We start from the raw sequence: 17380 nt of genomic DNA on the forward strand, positions 1-17380 counted from the left end.
CCGAGCATAAACCGTCACCTTGACCTGACGCTATGAGACCCTCTGGAAATGCACCCAAGCCGAGGGACGACGTCTCGTGAAGACGACGGGGCGACCGCTGCTCTGTTTGGATGCCGAGGCGCCGCTGCCATCCACCCGCGCCGCGGCGCCTCGAATTCTCGCTCCCACTACCACCAGGCAGTGGGAGTGGAGGAGCCAGTCACGGCTGAGCCATGTTCGCCGGCTCAGCGGACCGCCGGTTCCAGCAGAGTGAGGGTCGTGTTGTCGAGCTGGACCGGCACGCCGGTGGGGAGGGTCAGGACCGGGTCGGTGTGGCCGAACTCGAACTCGGTGACGATGGGGAACGCCGTGCCGTGGCAGACATCAAGCAGGATGCGCTCCAGCTGCTCCCGCTGATCGTCGGACCATAGCCGCGGCCGGCCCAGGACGAGTCCCTCGACGCCGTCGAGCAGGCCCGCGTGGCGCAGCTGCCACAGGTCCCGGGCCGCCTGGCCGGGGCCGTAGCCGTTGTCGTCGGAGAATTCGAAGGCGAGGACGTGGCCCTGGTAGTCAGGCAGCCACGGCGTGCCGAGCAGTTGCAGCGCGCTCGGGACGCATCCGGCAAGCAGGGGGCCCTGGGCCAGCCCCGGGCGCAGCACCTTGCGCGGGGGTGCCGGGACGGCGTCGCGCGGGCGGCTGTCGTCAGCCCAGTCGACGAACTCCTCGATCACCTCGGATGCGGTCGGGAACCGTCCCGTCCAGCCCTGCATGGTCAGCTCGGCGAAGGAGCCCACAGTGAGCTCGGGGGTACCGCCGTTCTCGGCGAACTGGGACAGCAGCGCCGGGCCGTAGAAGGTCGTGGCGCCGGTCCGGGCGTACAGGGCGTGGTGCAGCACCGTCGCGTCCGAGTAGCCGCAGAGCACCTTGGGGCGTGCCCCGAACGCCTCGTAGTCGATCAGGGGCAGCAGTTCGCAGGCGTTCAGGCCGCCGATCATCCACAGGATGCCCTGGGTTCCGGGGTCGCGTACGGCCCGGTTGAACTCCTCCGCGCGGGCCGTGCGGGACTCCGGGCAGAGCCCGGGCTTCGGGGACGAGGTCACCACGGTCAGGCCGGTGCGGGCCGAGAGATCGGCCGAGCCGCGGACCACCCGCTTCGGGAAGACCTCCCCGCCGCGCCAGGACGGGGACACCACGGTGACCGTGTCGCCTCCCTTCAGCCGCGGCGGACGCAACCGGGTCTGCCGCAGACGGCGGGCCTGCCCCTCGGAGACACCGTAGGTGGAGCGGAGTTCCGCGTCCGTGGTGTGCGGGTTTCGGTCCAGCAGGAAGAGCGCGGCGCGCAGGTTGTCGGCCATCGCCCTTTCCCTGCGCCGCCGTTCGGCGCGCAGTACGTCGAACAGCTGCCGGGTGGCTCCGAACCGGGTCAGCAGTTGTTCGCCTCCTTCCACGCCGAGCGTGCCGTCGAGCAGGTCCAGCAGTCGCAGCACGAACTTCCGCACCACCGACCCGGGGCCCTTGCCGGAGAGCCGGGCGCCGTCCTCCACGAGCATGGTGACGGCGCGGAAGAGGTTCACCGCGTCGGCGGCGGCCGCGTCCGGGAGGCCCGCCCTGGTGGCCATGGCAACCCGGTCGGCGATCTCCGGCAGGGAGAAGGGGTTTGGACCGTACGGGATCGCGGCGGTGACCTCGGTGCCGAATCCGACCTCGGCGTACCGGCGTTCGCCGTTGTGGACGACGATCAGATTGGACAGCGGCTGCCAGCGCGGGCACCGGCAGTCGGGCCGGCATTCGGGTTCGCAGCCCACGTCCGGGCGCCGGTAGTAGTAGGTGATGCCGCGCCCGGTGAGCGGGCTGTCGCTGCCGTACGTCCACCGCGTGCCGACGGTGGAGTCCGGCAGGACGTGCAGAATACCTCCGTGGCGGGCCGCCGCCTTGCCCACGGAGTCCTGGAGGTCGGTGTCCCGGGAGTCGATGAGGATGTGCAGCCGGTCCACCGGGGGGTGGCCGAGCGCGGCGAGGGTCGCCAGGTGCGTGTCCTCGGAGATCCGGTCGAGGTCGTCGGGGCTCTCGACGTCGGCGAGCAGGCCGACCATGCCGAAGGCGAACAGCCAGGGGTGCTCGCCGTGCGCCCGGAAACACGGCTGGTAGTGGCAGATGGATCCGATGCGACCGCCACGGGCCAGGGCCCGCTTGTACGGCGTGATGGTCGCGTTGACGAAGGTCACCGACGAGTCCGCGTCAGTGAGCCGGGCCGCGGGGGTCAGTTCGTATCCGCGCTCCGTAAGGGTGTCCAGGAACGCGGTCACCACACCCCGGGTCGCCGAGCTCCCGCCCACGGACGATGCGGTTGCGAACATCCGCTGCCGAATGGCCGGTTGGCACGGCGGCGGTGCCGTCCGCGTCGAATGAGGGGCGACGTCAATCATCTTCGTCTTCCTTGATCGGTGATCCACCCTGAAGAGAGCGCTTACCGCCGGCGCCCAGCCGCCCCGGGGACTCGGGGCGCGGGCCGGGATCGGTGCCCCCGGCCGTTCCAGCATTCGCCAGCGAGCGGGCGGCGGACAGCGCTCCGCTGTGGCACCTACTCCCCTGGCAGCTTGGTGCCCGGAGCGCAGCCGCCCACGATAAATGGATGAATCGGAAATAAATGGGCATTTCACTGTCAGGCTTATGCCATCATCAGCTGCGCGGGCACGGCGGTCCGGCGTTCGGTGTTCGGGGACTCGGCATCGGCGAGGACTGCCCGACGCGCCACGCGTGGAACTCGTCGAATTCGCCTGGGCCTGGGAGTTGTTCGGGTCGGTACGGCACCGATGTCCGCAGCCCCGCCCACGGGCCCTGCCTGCCCCACACCCGTACGCATCATTCCCCAGGAATCAGGCACTCCATATGATCCGAACATTCACCAGCGATGAGATACGGGACACGTTCCTGGAATTCTTCGTCGAGAAGAACCACACCAGGATCGACTCTGCGTCGGTCATTCCAGTGAACGACCCGTCTCTTCTCTTCATCAACGCCGGTATGGCGCCGCTCAAGCGCTATTTCCTCGGCGAGGTACTGCCGCCCGCGGCGGACCTCTGCAATGTCCAGCCGTGCGTGCGAACCAACGACATCGCCGATGTCGGCGACCGCCACCACCTGACGTTCTTCGAAATGCTCGGCAGCTGGTCGATCGACAACTACTTCAAGGAACGCGCCGTCGAGTTGGCTTTCGAGCTGCTCACCGGGCGCTTCGGATTCCCCGCGGACAAGCTGTACGTCACCGTCTACCAGGGCGACCCGGCCCTCGGCCTGCCGCCGGACGACGTATCGGCCGCCGCCTGGGAACGGGTCGGCATCGCCCGCGACCACATCGTGTACCTCGGCGAGGACAACTTCTGGTCCACCGGCGACACCGGCCCCTGCGGCCCGTGCACCGAAGTGTTCTACGACACCGGCGCCGAGCACGGTGAGGAGTACCGGCCGGGCCTGGAATTCGACACGAAGAGCCGGTACATCGAGATCTGGAACGCCGGCGTCTTCATGGAGTTCGACAAGCAGCCGGACGGCCGCTTCGAGCGCCTGCGTTTCCCCAGCGTGGACACCGGGTCCGGACTGGAGCGCATGGCCATGGTGCTCCAGGGACATGACTCGGCGTACGAGACCGACCTGCTGGCCCCGATCGTCCGGGCGGTCCGGGAAGGCCTGGGCGGAGCGGCGGCCTCCGAGCGGGACGTCCGGATCGTCTCCGACCACATCCGGTCCTCGACCTTCATGCTGAGCGAGGGCGTCGTACCCTCCAACGACGGCCGCGGCTACATTCCGCGGCGCCTGCTGCGCAAGGCGATCGCCGTGGCCACCCGCAGCGGCTACCACGAAATCGACGTGCCCGAGCTGGCGGGGGTCGTGATCGACGGGCTGAAGGGCGCCTACCCCCAGCTCGGCCGCAACCGGGACCGCACACTGGAGCTGCTCGGCCGGGAGCAGCGAGACTTCGGCCGGGTCGTCCGGCGCGGCCTGGACCAGCTGTCCGGGCTCGCCACCGGCCCCGGGTTCCGGATCTCCGGCGAGGAAGCCTTCAACCTGTACGCCACCCAGGGCATGCCGGTGGACCTCATCCGCGACTTCGCCGCGGAGCAGGGCGGTTCGGTGGACGAAGCGCGCTTCACGGAGCTGTTCTCGGCCCACCGCGAGCTGTCCCGAGGCGGTACGGGCAAGGCCGACGCCGGTGATCCGAAGGGCGCCGTACGGACCCTCGCGCCCGAGTTCACCACGGCCATCGGCTCGGTCACCACGGAGTTCCTCGGCTACGAGCGACTGGAGTCCGAGTCCCGGGTCGTCGCCCTGGCCGGCCCGGACGGGCCCGCCGACAGCCTTGGCGAGGGCGAGCAGGGCCTGGTGGTCCTGGACCGCACGCCCTTCTATCCGGAGGGCGGCGGCCAGGTCGGTGACACCGGCACGATCACCGGACCGGAGCTGTCCGCAGAGGTGACCGACACCCGCCGGATCGGCGGGCACCACGTGCACGTCGTCCAGGTCTCGAAGGGCGTGCTGCGAGTCGGCGACACCCTGGACCTGTCCGTGGACGCGGCCCGCCGCCGGGCGACGATGCGCAACCATTCGGCGACCCACCTGCTGCACGCGGTGCTGCGCGAGGTGCTCGGCGACCAGGTGCGGCAGGCGGGCTCGCTCGTCGCGCCCGACCGGTTGCGGTTCGACTTCGAGCATCCCCGGGCGCTCACCGAGGAGGAGGCCGACCAGGTCGAGCGCCTGGTCAACGGCCGGGTGCTGGTGAACGCCGGCCGGGACGTGCAGGTGAAGCCGTACCAGGACGCGGTGCGCGACGGAGCGGTCGCCTTCTTCGGCGACAAATACGGCGACGACGTCCGGGTGGTCTCGTTCGGGGACGTCAGCAGCGAGCTGTGCGGCGGTACGCACGTGTCCGGCACGGCCGAGATCGGCCTCTTCCGGATCGTCGGCGAGGGCAGCGTGGGCGCCGGCGTCCGCCGGATCGAGGCGGTCACCGGTGAGGCCGCACTCGCCTACACCCTGGACCGCGACCGGACCCTCAAGCAGCTCGCCGGCCGGCTGCGGGTATCGGCGGAGCAACTGCCCGCGCGGATCGAGGCACTCGCGGCCAAGGAGCAGAAGCAGGCCCGGCAGACCCGGATCAGTGCGCAGTCGCTGGCCGCGGAGGTCCGCGAACCGGGGTCCGGACGACGGTACGTCCTGCTCGTCGATCCGCCTCTGGACCCCCAGCAGATGGCGGACGAGGCCGGCCGGCTCGGCGAAGAGCTGAACGCCGTCGTGCTGTTCCTGCTGCCGGACGGCACCGGGACCCTCCGCATCGGCGTGGGGGTGCCGGCCGCACTGGGCGGGCAGGGCACGGCCAAGGAACTGCTGGAACAGGTGCTGACGGTGACCGGCGGCCGGGGCGGTGGCAGCGCCCGGTTCGCCCAGGGCGGCAACATCACCGTCCCCCTGGCCGAGGCCGCGGCGGCCGTCCGCACGGTGCTGGAGGACGCTTCCGCATGACGGACGGCTGCCCGTAGCCGGGCGGCGGGCGCACAGCGCGCGCAGGGCCTCCCACCCGTGGGTACGGGTGGGAGGCCCTGGCCGTTGTCCCGGGCGCAGCACCGGCACGGAGGCCGGTACGCGAAAGCGAGGGTTCCGGGTGGACCGCCGATGACGGCGGTCCACCCGGAACCCTCGCGACGCAGGACAACGGTGTACGGATGGCAGAGGTCAGAGCCCCACGGCGACTCGTTCCCACACCGTCCTGCAGAACGCGGCCGACCGGTCGGCCGTGATCCGGCCGACGGGCCGTCCCGCGGTCCACTCGGCGAATGCCGCGATGGCCTCGGTGAGGGTCACCCGGGCGATGCCGGCACCCAGGCAGAAGTGGTGGCCGGCCCCGAAGGACAGGTGCGGGCGGTCCCGTTCCCCCTCCACCGGGATCCGGAACCGGTCCGGGTCCACGAACACGGCGGGGTCCCGGTTGGCCGCGGCCACCACGAGGGCCACCCGTTCACCGGGCCGGATGGTCGCCCCGGCCACGTGGATCGGCTCGGTGGCACTGCGCGGCACGAAGTGGAACGGGGCGTCGTACCGGAGCGCCTCCTCGGCCACCTGACCGGCGTCGATGCGCCCCCGGTGCAGCCCGTCGAGTACGTCCCCGGCCTCGTCCAGGAGGCTGACCAGCGCGGAGCCGAGGCTCGCCGCGACCGGCTCGATGCCGCCGGTGAGCAGCTGGGCGTACAGGGCGGCGCCCTGACGCGGCTCCAGGTCGAGGAAGGCCTGGATCTGCGGGGGGCCCTGTCCGGCCCGGGCCATGGGCAGGATCACGGTACGCAGGTAGTCCTGGAGTTCGCGGATCGCCGCACGGGAGCGGGGCGCCCGGTCCGGTTCGCACTGCGGTACGCCGATGAACTCGATGATGTCGGAGGACCAGGAGAGGACCGACTCGCGGTGCTCGTCGTCGATGCCGAGCAGCCGGCAGGTCACCGACACGGCGAGCGGATGGACGAAGCGCCCGAGCAGATCGGTGGTCCCGGGATCGCAGTCGGCGAGCAGCTCCCGCGCCTCCCGCGCGATGCGTTCGCGCAGGGGGCGGACGCCGGCGGGGCGGTAGCCCGGGCCGGCCGCGGACCGGATCCGCGTGTGTGCGGGAGGGTCGGTGAACATGGGCCACGCGTCGAAGAAGTCCACCACGTCCTGGATGCCGGCGCGGGCGGAAACGTCGAGGTCCCCGAAGAAGCCCGCTCCGATCCGGGCCGACAGCCGGGAGTCCCGGAGCAGGGCGTTGACCTCGCGGTAGCCGGTGGCGTACCAGCATTCCGTTTCGGCGTCCCACCACACCGGCGCCTGCTCGCGCAGGCGCCGGTAGTGGGGGTGGGGGGCGCGGGCGAACTCCTCCGACAGCAGCGACAGCGGCTCGGCCGCCAGTGTTGCGCGCATGATCAGTTCAGCTCAGCTCGATGCCGGGTCATCAGGCCGGGCGGCGGCTGACGACGAAGAGGTTGTTGCCGCGCGGGGCGATGCCCGGGGTGGTGCGCAGCCGGTTCTCCATCTCGAAGATCCGGTCGACGTTGTCGTCGGCCAGGATGTCCACCAGCTTCTCGGTGGAGCCGTGCAGCTGGGTCTCCTGGTAGCCCGGGTAGATCAGATTCGGGAAGCCGGAGACCACCGCCAGCTCCAGGCCGGCGGCCGCGTGCATCTTCTCGATGCGCTCGAGGTCGAACAGGTGCATGTCCGGCATCTGGGTGGTGAAGCGGCCGCGGCGGCCGAGGGCCTTCTCGGCCTCGTCCAGGTTGCCCACGCTGATGTTGAAGAAGGCGGTGTGCCAGACGCTCGGCAGGAACGACACGAGCAGGCCGCCCGGGTTGAGCAGACCGGCGATGTCGGCGATGACCTTCTCGGGGTCGGCGACGAAGCCGAGGACGTTGTGGAAGTTGAAGGCGAGGTCGAACGTCTGGCCGTCCAGGGTCTCGGAGACGTCGGCCAGGTCACCGCGGACGAACGAGACCCGGTCGGCGAAGCCGCGGCGCTGGGCCTTCTCCTCGGCGACGCCCAGCATTTCGGCGGTCAGGTCGAAGGACGTACCGCGGCTCGTCGGCGCCTGCTCGGCGAAGAAGGTGGTCCAGCGCCCGGTGCCGCAGCCGGCGTCCAGGAAGCGGAAGCCCTCGGGCAGCCGCGAGAGCACCTCGTCCTTCAGGGCAGCGGCCAGCAGCCGGTCGGACAGCATCCAGTACGGCTGGAGGTCGACGTCGTCGTAGGCCTCGGCCTTCACGGAAAAGTAGTCCTGGACCTCGGCGAGCAGGGTCTCGGTCATGAAAGGTAACTCCTCTGAAGGTGATGCGTTGCTCCGGCACGGCCCGCCGCGACACGAAAAGCGAAATGCCCGACGCGGCACCGCAACGGCACGGTCTGACGGCGCGGGACAAGAAGGGCACGCGGAAACTCGGCGAATCTTGCGCCGAAGGGGCCCTGCCGAAGGATGATGGCGTGAATGTATCCCCGGACTTGTGCGGCAATCAACGACGGAATCCGTCCCGGGGCAGGCACCAAGCTGCCACGAACATAGCTGCCACCCATATCACTTGGCCCGCTGAGACCGCGCCGACATATTGGTGAGCGGGGGAATCGTCCTGTCTCCGACACCGGGACCATTCGCGACATCCGTGCGCGACGCTCCCTCCCGATCACTACGTATGCCAAGACGGCGCCGGAGAACCCACGAGATCCTCCGGGCGGCCGGTCTGCCAGCGAACAGGAAGAAAACATGAGCCTCAAGAACGACTTCTCCCACGGCGGATGGCGTCCTTCGGCGGACCGGTTCCTCGAGATCGTGGACCAGCCGCTGTTCCGGACCCTGGTCGACCTCCAGGACCTCGTGACCACCCGGACGACCTCCTTCTGGAGCGAGCGCGGCGTCAAGTCCGTGCACCTGCCGATCACCACGAACAGCATCTCCAGCCCGATGGGTCTGGGCAGCGACTCGCTCCCGGTGGAGATCGACCTGTTCGGCGAGCGCACGTTCCTGGCCGACTCGATGCAGTTCATGCTGGAGTACGGCTGCCGGCTCAGCCGCAACGGCGCCTGGTACCTGATGCCCAGCTTCCGGGGCGAGGACGCGGACGAATCGCACCTCAACCAGTTCTTCCACAGCGAGGCGGAGTTGCCGGGCGGCCTGGAGAACTGCATGGACGTCGTCGACGCGTACGTGCGTTCGCTCGCCGCCGGTGTCATGGAGAACCTGTCCGAGGAGATCCGTGAACTGGCGGGCTCCACCTCGCACATCGAGCAGATGCTCGCCCTGGACACCTTCCCGCGCCTGACCTTCGACGAGGCTGCGGCCCACCTGGGCAACGACCCGTACGCGGTGGAGCAGCACGACGGCTGGCGGACCCTGACCCGGCACGGCGAGCGCCGGCTGATGCAGGAGATCAGCCCGGTGCTGTGGGTCACCCATTTCGACCACCTGTCGGTGCCCTTCTACCAGGCGTACGGCGACGCGGAGCAGCGGACCGCGCTCAACGGCGACCTGCTGTTCGGCATCGGCGAGACGGTCGGCTGCGGTGAGCGCCACGTGGACGGCGCCCAGACCCGCGCCGCCCTGGCGCACCACAACGTTCCGGAGGAGTCCTACGACTGGTACGTGCGGATGAAGGAGGGCGCGCCGATGCACACCTCCGGCTTCGGCCTCGGTGTCGAGCGCTGGTTCATGTGGGTGCTCAACCACAAGGACATCCGCGAGCTCCAGCTCGCCCCCCGCCTCAACGGCGTGGCGCTCACCCCGTGACCCGACCGCCTTCCTGGCGCGGGGCCGATCTCACCACCAGGATCGCGGAACTGGCCTCCGAGGTGCTGGAGGTACCGATCGGGTCCGGCACCGACCTGGCGGAGGCCGGGCTCGAACCGAGCGCTGCGATCCGGCTGGCGGCCTGCGTGTACGAGGAGTTCGGCCTCCGCCTGTCCGTCGCGGACATCTACACGGGACGGACGCCCGGCCGCATCGCGGCCGGGCTCTGCCGGCCGGGGGCGGGAGGCGGAGCCCCCGCCCCCGGCCGGCACCTTCCGCACGTGGGAGCGGAGTCCGGGCGGCCCGCCGATGTCGTGTCCCTCGCCTATACGGGCACCGGGGACCTCGGGATCGACCCGGGCCGCCTGACCACGGCGCTGAAGATGGTGGCCGCCCGCCAGGCCGCCCTGCGCACCCCGCCCGGCGAGGCGGGGAACGACGCCCACCGATCCGCGGTCCTGCCGGACTGGGACCGGCTGGGCGTCGACGTCGTACCCGTGCCGGACGCCGGTTGGGAGGCCCTGCAGCAGGCCCGCGACCTCGCCGCGGCGGGAGCCCTGGAGGGGCTCGACACCGTCCGTGGCCCCCTGGTGCGCTGCGCCCTGTACACCTGGAACGGCGGACGTCTGCTGGCCGTCCATCTGCACCGCAGTGCACTTGACCCCTGGTCGCTGGACGCCTTCGAGCGCGAGCTCGAGAGCGCCTACGCGGCCGCCCGTCCCTCGGACCCCGAGGACTCCGGACGGGCGGCCTGCGCCGTCCACCCGTCGGCGGGCGGCACCGAGCCCCGGCCCGCGGTGGCCGACTGGCAGCAGCGGCTGGCGGCGCTTCCCCCGATCGCGTGGCCGGCCGGGGCACCGGACGGAGACGAGGACGGCGGCGCCGACGGCGGCGAGGACCGCGGCGACGTGGTCGAGTGGGCCGTCCCGGTCGACGACGTGCTGCTGGGGCGGCTTCGTGCGGCGACCCGCGCCCTGGGCGTTTCCCTCACCTCCCTGGTGCTCACCGCGTACGCGCGTGGTCTGGCGGAGTTCACCGGGCAGCAGGAGTTCCGGGTCGGCCTGGTGGTCTCGGGCCGGGTGGAGCCGTGGCAGGAGCCGACGCTCGGCCGCCGGGTGCTCACGCTCCTCGTCCAAGTGCGGGGCGTACCGGGCGAGTCGCTGGTCTCGCTGGCGCGGCGTTGTGACCGGGAGCTGCTGTTCTCGGTCGACCACGGGTGGTACGGCGACACGTCGGCACCCCTGCTCCAGGCGACCCTGTGCGTGGAACCGGGCGAGCCGGCCAGGGGTTTGCGTCTCGGCACGTCGCTGCTGGCGCCGGCACACCTGCCCCGCTCCGCCCCCTCCACCGACCTTGCCGCGGAGCTCTTGCGGGCCGACCGACCCGGCGGCGCGCGGCAGTTGATGTTCACCGCGGACCCGTCCCGGATCGGGGCGCGGGGCCTGCGCCGGCTCGCGGATGCGATCCGCACCGCGCTCATGGAGCTGGCCGCGGAGGCCGTCGCCGAGGTCTGAAGCGGGGGCAGGACTTCGTCCTGCCCCCGCTTCGGACCGCTTCATCCTGCCCCGGCGTCAGACCGCTTCGGGCTGCAGCGTCGGCTCCGCGGGCTGCGCCGTGCCGGACAGCCGGAGCACCCAGGCCAGCAGTGCGGTGGCCGCGGTGGTCACCGCCGCGACGAGCACCCAGGTCCGGGCCATGCCGTGGTCGGCGAGCAGACCCGCGGCGAACGGCCCGGCGGTGAACCCCAGCGAGGTGGAGATCCCGAGGAGGGCGTTCGCCCGCCCCCGGTCGGCGCTGGTCGCGGCGGCGTTGACCAGGGTCGGCATCGCCATGGAGTAGAAGGCCGCGCCCACGGAGGCCACCGCCACGCCCGCACAGATCGCGGTGAGCATCACGACCCGGGACCCGGTCTCGAGCGCCCCGAGCAGCACGACCCAGAACACCATCCAGGTCAGCGCGGCGATCGCCAACGACACCCGGTGCGGGGTGCGCTTGACCACCGGCATCAGGGCGATCTGTGCGATCACGGCGAAGGCGGTGTCCGCCAGGCATATCAGCGCGATGTCCGAGGGGCGGACGTCCGAGAGCGCGACCAGCACGGCGGGAATACCCGACTCCAGCTGTGAGTAGCCGATGGCGAACATCAGGAAGGCGACGAGCAGCGCCGCGAGCAGCGGCCCGTTGGCCAGCACCCGCAGGTAGGAGGACTGCCGCCCGTGCTCTTCCGGCTGATTCACCGGGGCCGACAGGCGCTTGCCCGCGACGACGGTGATCAGCCCGGCCAGGACGAAGGTGATGGCGTCGGCCAGATAGACGACCTGGAACGTCCACAGGTGCTCGATGCTGACGACGATCCCGGCCAGGATGCCGCCGATGCCGAGCGCCGCGTTGGCGACACCGAAGGAGAACCCGAACACAACCGGGTGCCGGTCGGCTTCCACCGCCTCGGCGAACAGCCCGTGCCAGACGCTGGTGCCTCCCACGCCGAGCCCGAAGACCGCCCCGGCCGCGAGGGCGTGCCAGGGCGCCGTGACCCACGCGTACAGTCCGGTGCCGGTCGCGGCGAGCAGCAGCGCGGTGAACACGATGCGCACGCTGCCGAACCGGTCGGCGGCCCAGCCGGCCACCAGCCCTCCGGCGAAAGCGGTCACGGAGGTGAGGGCCATCGCGCTGGTGGCGACGGAGATCCCGAAGCCGCGCCCCTGGACCAGATAGATGACGAGCAGCGGGAGGACCAGGCCGGACCCGAAGGACGTGACCGCTCTGGCCAGCAGCAGCAGCTTCGCCGGGGCGGGCAGCTCCCGGAAGTCCTGGACGACGGTCATGCTGCAGCCCCGTCGGCGGGCGTCGTCTCGAGGACGAGGGCGGATTCGAGGACGAGGACCCGCTCGGTGAACTGCTCCTCGCTGTCGGCACCGATGACCAGGGTCATGCCGGGCGCCAGGCTGTTCGTCCAGACGACGTCACCGACACGGGCGGTCCGGTCGACGTCCAGGACGTACGGGAACGCGCTGATCTCGGCGTCCGCGGGCTCGCGGGTGATACGGCCCGGCGTACGGGGGGTCAGCATGACCCAGCCGATGTACGGGTGGGGCGGCTCGGACAGCGGCTGCGACCGCCGGTCCGGGCTGACCAGGGACTCGGCCCACACCTCGCGCAGGTCGGCCCCGCGGGCCCGGAAGGCCTGGGTGGTGCCGCCGCCGCCCGGACGGGTGGCGATCTCGGAGAACCACAGGCTGCCGTCCGGGGAACGGAACAGCTCGGTGTGCGTGATGCCGTCGGTGATCTCCAGCGCCTCGTTGACCCGGCTGTGCAGTTCCTCGACGGCCGCGTACAGCTCGGGTTCGCGGGCTGCGGGGAGCTGGATCGCGCCGTTGAGGTGGCCGGGGTCGTCGAGTTCGATTCGGGGGCGCAGGTACCTGCTGACGGCGAACTCCCAGGCCTTGCCGTCCACCCAGACCGCGTCGACGTGGAACTCCTCGCCGTCGATCATCTGCTCGGCCATGAATTGACCGTCCGCGGCGTTCACCGCGAGCCAGGCCTCCAGTTCCCGGGCCGTCCCGACCCGGGCGGTGCTGACCACCCCGGCACCGGCGACGGGCTTGACCACGGCCGGGAATCCGATCTCCCGCTCAACATGGCGGGCAGCCGCCCCCGGGTCGCCGGACGGGACCGTGGTGAAGCGCGCGGTGGGCACGCCGAGCCGCCGGACCGCGGTCTTCATCGCGCGCTTGTCGCGGACCTGGACACTCTGGACGATGGTGGGCCGGCCCAGGCCGAGCAGAGCGGCCAGGTACGCCGCGGCGAACTGGCCCCGCTCGCAGACGCTCAGTACCCGGTCGAAGGCCAGTCCCTCCTCCTGGAGACCCGTGACGAGCAGGGCCAGTTCGTCCATGGCCTCGAAGCTGTCGATCCGGATCAACCGCTCCAGCCGGCCGGTGATCCCGGGGTCGAGATGGCGGTGCTCGGCCTCCCAGGCGTCGATGAGCAAGACGACGTCCACGCCGCGGGACAACAAGGCCTCGATGGCGCCCACTTCCCAACGACAGACCAGATACCGCATGAAACACCTCGTGCAATCTTCCGTGGGCGGGACCCGCCGATGCCGCCCCGGACAGGGAGATGCATGCCGCGGATTTCTCTTCCGATACCCCACCCCTACAGATATGAATTCCGTGGATAAATTGTCGTGGCGGGATTATCGGGAACTCAATCGATCCGCCGGGCAGCTTGGAGACTGGCACCTTGATGTCACCTCACACCGCATCCCTACCCTTCCGATCAGGGATGATCACACTCTGTGACGACCTTGGACATGGCAGCACCTGCGGGCTACAGTTCCTCGGCGGTGCGACGCCCTGAATCGACCACCCAGGGCTGAAGAAAGAGAATGCAAATGATCTTGGAGCGCCTCGGGGGCGATGCGGCGGATTCGACGGATTCGACGGACCCCGTACTCGAATGCCTCGGCCTGACCCGGCTCGCGGAGTCGATGTACCAGCTGCTGCTCCAGCGTCCCGAATGGGACACGCCCGAGCTGGCCGTGGAACTCGGCAGCACCGAGGAGGCGGTCGAGGCGAGCCGCGCCGAGCTGGCGGGGCTGGGCCTGATCTGGCCGTCCCACGAGAACCCCGGCCGCATGGTCGCCATACAGCCGAACCTGGGCCTCGGCGCGCTCATCGCCGAGCGGGAGGCCGCGCTCCTGAAGGAGCAGCACGAGCTGCAGCAGGCACGCACGGCGATGATGAACCTGATGCGGGAGCGGGAGGCCGCCCAGGGCGCCCGCGAGACCGGCGAGATCGAGTACCTGCGCAGCCTCGACTCGACCAGGAACCGCATCGCCGAGCTCTCCAAGGACGTACAGTCGGAGATCCTCGCGCTGATCCCCAAGGCCGGGCTGTCACCCGAGAGCCTGGAAGCCAGCCAGAAGCTGGACGGCGAGGTACTGGCCCGCGGGGTGTCGCTGCGCACCCTGTACCTGGACAGCGTCCGCAACCACCCCGCCACCCAGCAGTACGCGGTCTGGCTCACCGGTCTCGGCGGTGAGATCCGCACCGTGCCCACCCTGCCGATGCGCATCATCGTGATCGACCGCAAGACGGCCATCCTGCCCATCGACCCCAAGGACAGCCGCGCCGGAGCGGTGCTGATGCGCGAGGAAAGTGTGATCGCCGCCGTCATCGCCCTCTTCGAGCGGCTGTGGGAATCGGCACTCCCGCTCGGCACCTCGGGGCAGCGCGACGACCAGGGCCTCACGGCGCAGGAGCGCGAGCTGCTGCGCATCCTGGCCTCCGGGCTGACGGACGAGGCGGCGGGCAAGCGGTTGGGGCTCTCCCTGCGCAGCGTCCGCCGGGTCATGGCGGACCTCATGACCCGGCTGGAGGCGCGCAGCCGCTTCGAGGCCGGGGTGCGCGCCGTGGAGTGCGGCTGGCTGTAGCCGAAGGCCGACGGCGCCGGACCCCCTGATCGAGGGCCCGGCACCGCACGGGCTCACGGCCTCGCGTTCAGCCGGCCGGTGCCGCACCGGCCGCCGCGTGTACCGGAACCGGGCGCATCCAGCCATGGGGGTCCTGCTGGACGCCGTACTGGATGGCGGCCAGCTCGTCCCGCAGCATCGTGGTGATCTTCCCCGGGCGCCCGTCGCCGATCCGGACACGCCCCTCTGCCGTGGTCACTCCGCCGATGGGCACCACCGACGCGGCGGTGCCGCAGGCGAACGCCTCCGTGACCTTCCCGTCGCCGGCCGTCAGCTCGTCCAGCGCGACGGGCCGTTCGACGACCCGCACGCCCAGGTCCGGCGCGATGCGCAGCAGGCTGTCCCGGGTGTTGCCGGCCAGGATCGTCCCCGAGAGCTCGGGAGTGACCAGGAGTGGAGCGCCGTCCTCGTCCCTGGTCACACAGAAGAAGTTCATCGCGCCCAGTTCCTCCACCCAGCGGCGCTCTTCCGCGTCCAACCACAGCACCTCGTGGCAGCCCTGGGCCACTGCCTCCGCCTTGGCGGCCAGGCTGCCCGCATAGTTGCCGGCGCACTTGGCCGCCCCCGTGCCCCCGCGGGCGGCACGGATCTGGTCGCTCGCGCACCACACTTCGATGGCCTGGTAGCCGTCGGCGAAGAAGTGGTCGACGGGGGAGGCGATAACGGCGAACAGGTACTCCAACGCCGGCCTGACGCCCAACGAGGGCTCCACTGCGATCATGAACGGGCGCAGGTACAGGCTCTGCCCGGGCCCGCGCGGCACCTGGTCGGCGTCCGCCCGGACCACCGTCTCGCACGCCTCGACGAACAGCTCCTCGGGCAGTTCGGGCATGGCCAGACGACCGGCGCTGCTGTTGAAGCGCTCCGCGTTGGCCCCGGGCCGGAACAGGGCGAGTGAGCCGTCCGGCTGCGGATAGGCCTTGAGCCCCTCGAAGATAGCCTGGCCGTAGTGCAGGGCCATGGCGGCGGGGGACAGGGCCAGCGGACCGTGCTCGGTCAGCTCCACGCCGGACCATCCCGCCCCGTGGATCCACCGTGCGACCGCCATGTGCTCCGTGAAGTGCCGGCCGAAGCCGAGCCCTGCCGTGCTCACCCGGCTCACTGCCCCATCACGTAGGACGGCAGCAGCGCTGCCTCCAGCTCCGCGGCCCGCCGGCGGAACTCGGCCTCGCTGTCCGCGCCGAGGACCAGCAGCGTGCACCAGACCGAGGGGTGCAGCTCGCCTATCTCGGAGCCGACCGGGCGGCTGCGGACTGTCTTGAGCACGTACGGGAAGCGGGAGATGAGTTCGTCAGACGGATCCTCCAGGATCCGTCCGGTGCCGGCAGGCGCGAGGTTGATCCACCCGATATAGGGGTACGGCGCCGTCTTCACGGGCAGCTCCTCGCCGGGCTCGCCCAGGGCCGCGGCGATCCACAGCTCCCGCAGGTCAGCACCCTGCGGCCCGAAGCTCTCCGGGATAGCGCCGCCGGCGAAACGGGTGGCCATCTCGGAGAACCACAGCTCACCGTCCGCTCGCCGGAAGATCTCCAGGTGGGTGATCTCGTCGGTGATGCCGAAGGCGGTGTTGATGCGCTCGTGCAGATGCTCGATCTCCTCGTACAGCGCGGCCTCGCGGTCGCGGGGGAGGAGGATCGAGCCGTTGTCGCGGCCCGGCGTCGTGACCGTCATCCGCGGGCGGAGGTACCGGCTGACGCCGAAGACCCGCGCCTTCCCGTCGGCCCAGACCGCGTCCACGTGGTACTCGTCACCGTCCAGGACCTGTTCGGCCATCAGGAACTTGACCGTCGCGTCACGGCCCGCCTCCCGCAGGGCCTCGGTGAGCTGCGCCGCGTCCTCGGCCTTGAAGGTGTCGACCGAGCCCAGGCCCGCGGCCGGCTTCACGATGACCGGGAACCCGAGCTCCTGCTCAACCTGCCGCACCGATCCCTCGATGTCCCGAGTGGACAGGGAGACGTAGCGGGCACAGCGGATGCCGGCCTGCTGGGCGCGGTCCTTCATCGCGCGCTTGTCCCGCATGAGCACGGAGGTCTCGACGGCGGGCAGCGCCAGGCCCAGCAGCTGTGCCAGGTAGGCGGCACCGAACTGGCTGAACTCGGAGAGGCTGAGCAGCCGGTCGATCTTCACACCGTTGGAGCGGATGTCCACGGCCAGCTGCGCCAGCTCGTCGAGGGCGTCGAAGCTGCGGATCACGTAGTGGCGGTCGACCCGGTCCAGCAGCTTCTGGTCGATGCCCCGGTTGGCGGCCTCCCACTCGTCGAATACCAGGGTCACAGAGGCGCCCCGGTCGAGTACGGCCTCCAGCGTGACCCGGTCCCATCGGCACACCAAGACATTCATTTGCTTCTCCCTACGTCCTTCTCGCGATGCCGGATCAGTCCCAGTTGAGGCTTCTCAGAGGGGCGGTGGCCACGCCGGCCGTGGTCTCGGCCGACGCGGAGTTCACCGTGTCCCCGGTTCCGAATTCGGCCGCCCCGAACGCGACGGCGATGAGCGCGACAAAGACGGCAACGGCATTCCTGACACACTTCATGTGCAGCTTCCCCCGTGGTTCACTACCGGTATTCGGCCGGATCGTTTTGCGTTCCGGCCCGATTTCCCCTTGTGGTGATCCTGCATGAGGAGCCGCGGCGGGCCCAAGG

The 17380-nt window shown here is 70.7% G+C and carries 12 protein-coding genes; 4 read left to right on the top strand and 8 right to left on the bottom strand.

Translation table 11 applies throughout. From position 1 onward, the window contains the following. Positions 1-224: 224 nt before the first annotated feature. The gene (locus AW27_RS15835; protein ID WP_172671310.1) at positions 225-2336 is read right to left on the bottom strand and encodes a S66 family peptidase; all 2112 of its coding nucleotides are present in this window, start codon (positions 2334-2336) and stop codon (positions 225-227) included. Positions 2337-2868: 532 nt separating this feature from the next. Here AW27_RS15835 and alaS point away from each other — a divergent pair. Further along, the gene (gene alaS, locus AW27_RS15840; protein WP_037920722.1) at positions 2869-5496 is read left to right on the top strand and encodes an alanine--tRNA ligase; all 2628 of its coding nucleotides are present in this window, start codon (positions 2869-2871) and stop codon (positions 5494-5496) included. Between the two features lie 210 nt (positions 5497-5706). Here alaS and AW27_RS15845 read toward each other — a convergent pair whose 3' ends face one another. Then, the gene (locus tag AW27_RS15845) at positions 5707-6918 is read right to left on the bottom strand and encodes a cytochrome P450 (RefSeq protein ID WP_037920720.1); all 1212 of its coding nucleotides are present in this window, start codon (positions 6916-6918) and stop codon (positions 5707-5709) included. A gap of 31 nt (positions 6919-6949) precedes the next feature. Then, positions 6950-7792 carry a class I SAM-dependent methyltransferase gene (locus tag AW27_RS15850; RefSeq protein ID WP_037920718.1) on the bottom strand — a complete coding sequence of 281 codons (843 nt, stop codon included), beginning with the start codon at positions 7790-7792 and terminating at the stop codon, positions 6950-6952. A 450-nt stretch (positions 7793-8242) separates the two neighbouring features. Here AW27_RS15850 and AW27_RS15855 point away from each other — a divergent pair, with 450 nt between their 5' ends. Continuing rightward, complete coding sequence (locus AW27_RS15855; protein ID WP_078556311.1) at positions 8243-9262, top strand: amino acid--tRNA ligase-related protein; 1020 nt, start codon at positions 8243-8245, stop codon at positions 9260-9262. Further along, positions 9259-10776 (top strand): condensation domain-containing protein, encoded by a 1518-nt coding sequence (locus AW27_RS15860; RefSeq protein WP_037920715.1) that lies wholly within the window; start codon positions 9259-9261, stop codon positions 10774-10776. The genes AW27_RS15855 and AW27_RS15860 overlap by 4 nt, the downstream gene beginning before the upstream one ends. A 57-nt stretch (positions 10777-10833) precedes the next feature. Here AW27_RS15860 and AW27_RS15865 read toward each other — a convergent pair whose 3' ends face one another. Together AW27_RS15865 and AW27_RS15870 are read right to left on the bottom strand one after the other, a co-directional pair. Beyond that, positions 10834-12087 (bottom strand): MFS transporter, encoded by a 1254-nt coding sequence (locus AW27_RS15865; protein WP_037920713.1) that lies wholly within the window; start codon positions 12085-12087, stop codon positions 10834-10836. Next, the gene (locus AW27_RS15870) at positions 12084-13325 is read right to left on the bottom strand and encodes an ATP-grasp domain-containing protein (RefSeq protein WP_106967573.1); all 1242 of its coding nucleotides are present in this window, start codon (positions 13323-13325) and stop codon (positions 12084-12086) included. Before AW27_RS15870 ends, AW27_RS15865 begins: the two co-directional genes overlap by 4 nt. Positions 13326-13658: 333 nt before the next feature. Here AW27_RS15870 and AW27_RS15875 point away from each other — a divergent pair, with 333 nt between their 5' ends. Beyond that, positions 13659-14699, top strand: coding sequence for a helix-turn-helix domain-containing protein (locus AW27_RS15875; protein WP_052030370.1), 1041 nt, complete (start codon positions 13659-13661; stop codon positions 14697-14699). Between the two features lie 67 nt (positions 14700-14766). Here the strand turns inward: AW27_RS15875 and AW27_RS15880 are convergent, their stop codons facing one another. The 3 genes from AW27_RS15880 to AW27_RS15890 are packed head-to-tail and all read right to left on the bottom strand — an operon-like array spanning position 14767 to position 17271. Further along, entirely contained in the window at positions 14767-15831 is a 1065-nt protein-coding gene (locus tag AW27_RS15880) for a branched-chain amino acid aminotransferase (RefSeq protein WP_236647606.1), read from the bottom strand. 5 nt (positions 15832-15836) lie between these two features. Further along, entirely contained in the window at positions 15837-17078 is a 1242-nt protein-coding gene (locus AW27_RS15885; RefSeq protein ID WP_037920711.1) for an ATP-grasp domain-containing protein, read from the bottom strand. A gap of 34 nt (positions 17079-17112) precedes the next feature. After that, positions 17113-17271 carry a hypothetical protein gene (locus AW27_RS15890; protein ID WP_157840217.1) on the bottom strand — a complete coding sequence of 53 codons (159 nt, stop codon included), beginning with the start codon at positions 17269-17271 and terminating at the stop codon, positions 17113-17115. Positions 17272-17380 lie beyond the last annotated feature (109 nt).

The sequence above is a fragment of the Streptomyces sp. PCS3-D2 genome, assembly GCF_000612545.2.
In the GTDB taxonomy this organism is placed as follows: Bacteria; Actinomycetota; Actinomycetes; order Streptomycetales; family Streptomycetaceae; genus Streptomyces.

What these genes read in the sequence shown, in the direction of transcription:
- AW27_RS15835 (WP_172671310.1), bottom strand. Translation starts at nt 2,336, where the DNA reads ATGTTCGCAACCGCATCGTCCGTGGGCGGGAGCTCGGCGACCCGGGGT.
- alaS (WP_037920722.1), top strand. Translation starts at nt 2,869, where the DNA reads ATGATCCGAACATTCACCAGCGATGAGATACGGGACACGTTCCTGGAA.
- AW27_RS15845 (WP_037920720.1), bottom strand. Translation starts at nt 6,918, where the DNA reads ATGCGCGCAACACTGGCGGCCGAGCCGCTGTCGCTGCTGTCGGAGGAG.
- AW27_RS15850 (WP_037920718.1), bottom strand. Translation starts at nt 7,792, where the DNA reads ATGACCGAGACCCTGCTCGCCGAGGTCCAGGACTACTTTTCCGTGAAG.
- AW27_RS15855 (WP_078556311.1), top strand. Translation starts at nt 8,243, where the DNA reads ATGAGCCTCAAGAACGACTTCTCCCACGGCGGATGGCGTCCTTCGGCG.
- AW27_RS15865 (WP_037920713.1), bottom strand. Translation starts at nt 12,087, where the DNA reads ATGACCGTCGTCCAGGACTTCCGGGAGCTGCCCGCCCCGGCGAAGCTG.
- AW27_RS15870 (WP_106967573.1), bottom strand. Translation starts at nt 13,325, where the DNA reads ATGCGGTATCTGGTCTGTCGTTGGGAAGTGGGCGCCATCGAGGCCTTG.
- AW27_RS15875 (WP_052030370.1), top strand. Translation starts at nt 13,659, where the DNA reads ATGATCTTGGAGCGCCTCGGGGGCGATGCGGCGGATTCGACGGATTCG.
- AW27_RS15885 (WP_037920711.1), bottom strand. Translation starts at nt 17,078, where the DNA reads ATGAATGTCTTGGTGTGCCGATGGGACCGGGTCACGCTGGAGGCCGTA.
- AW27_RS15890 (WP_157840217.1), bottom strand. Translation starts at nt 17,271, where the DNA reads ATGAAGTGTGTCAGGAATGCCGTTGCCGTCTTTGTCGCGCTCATCGCC.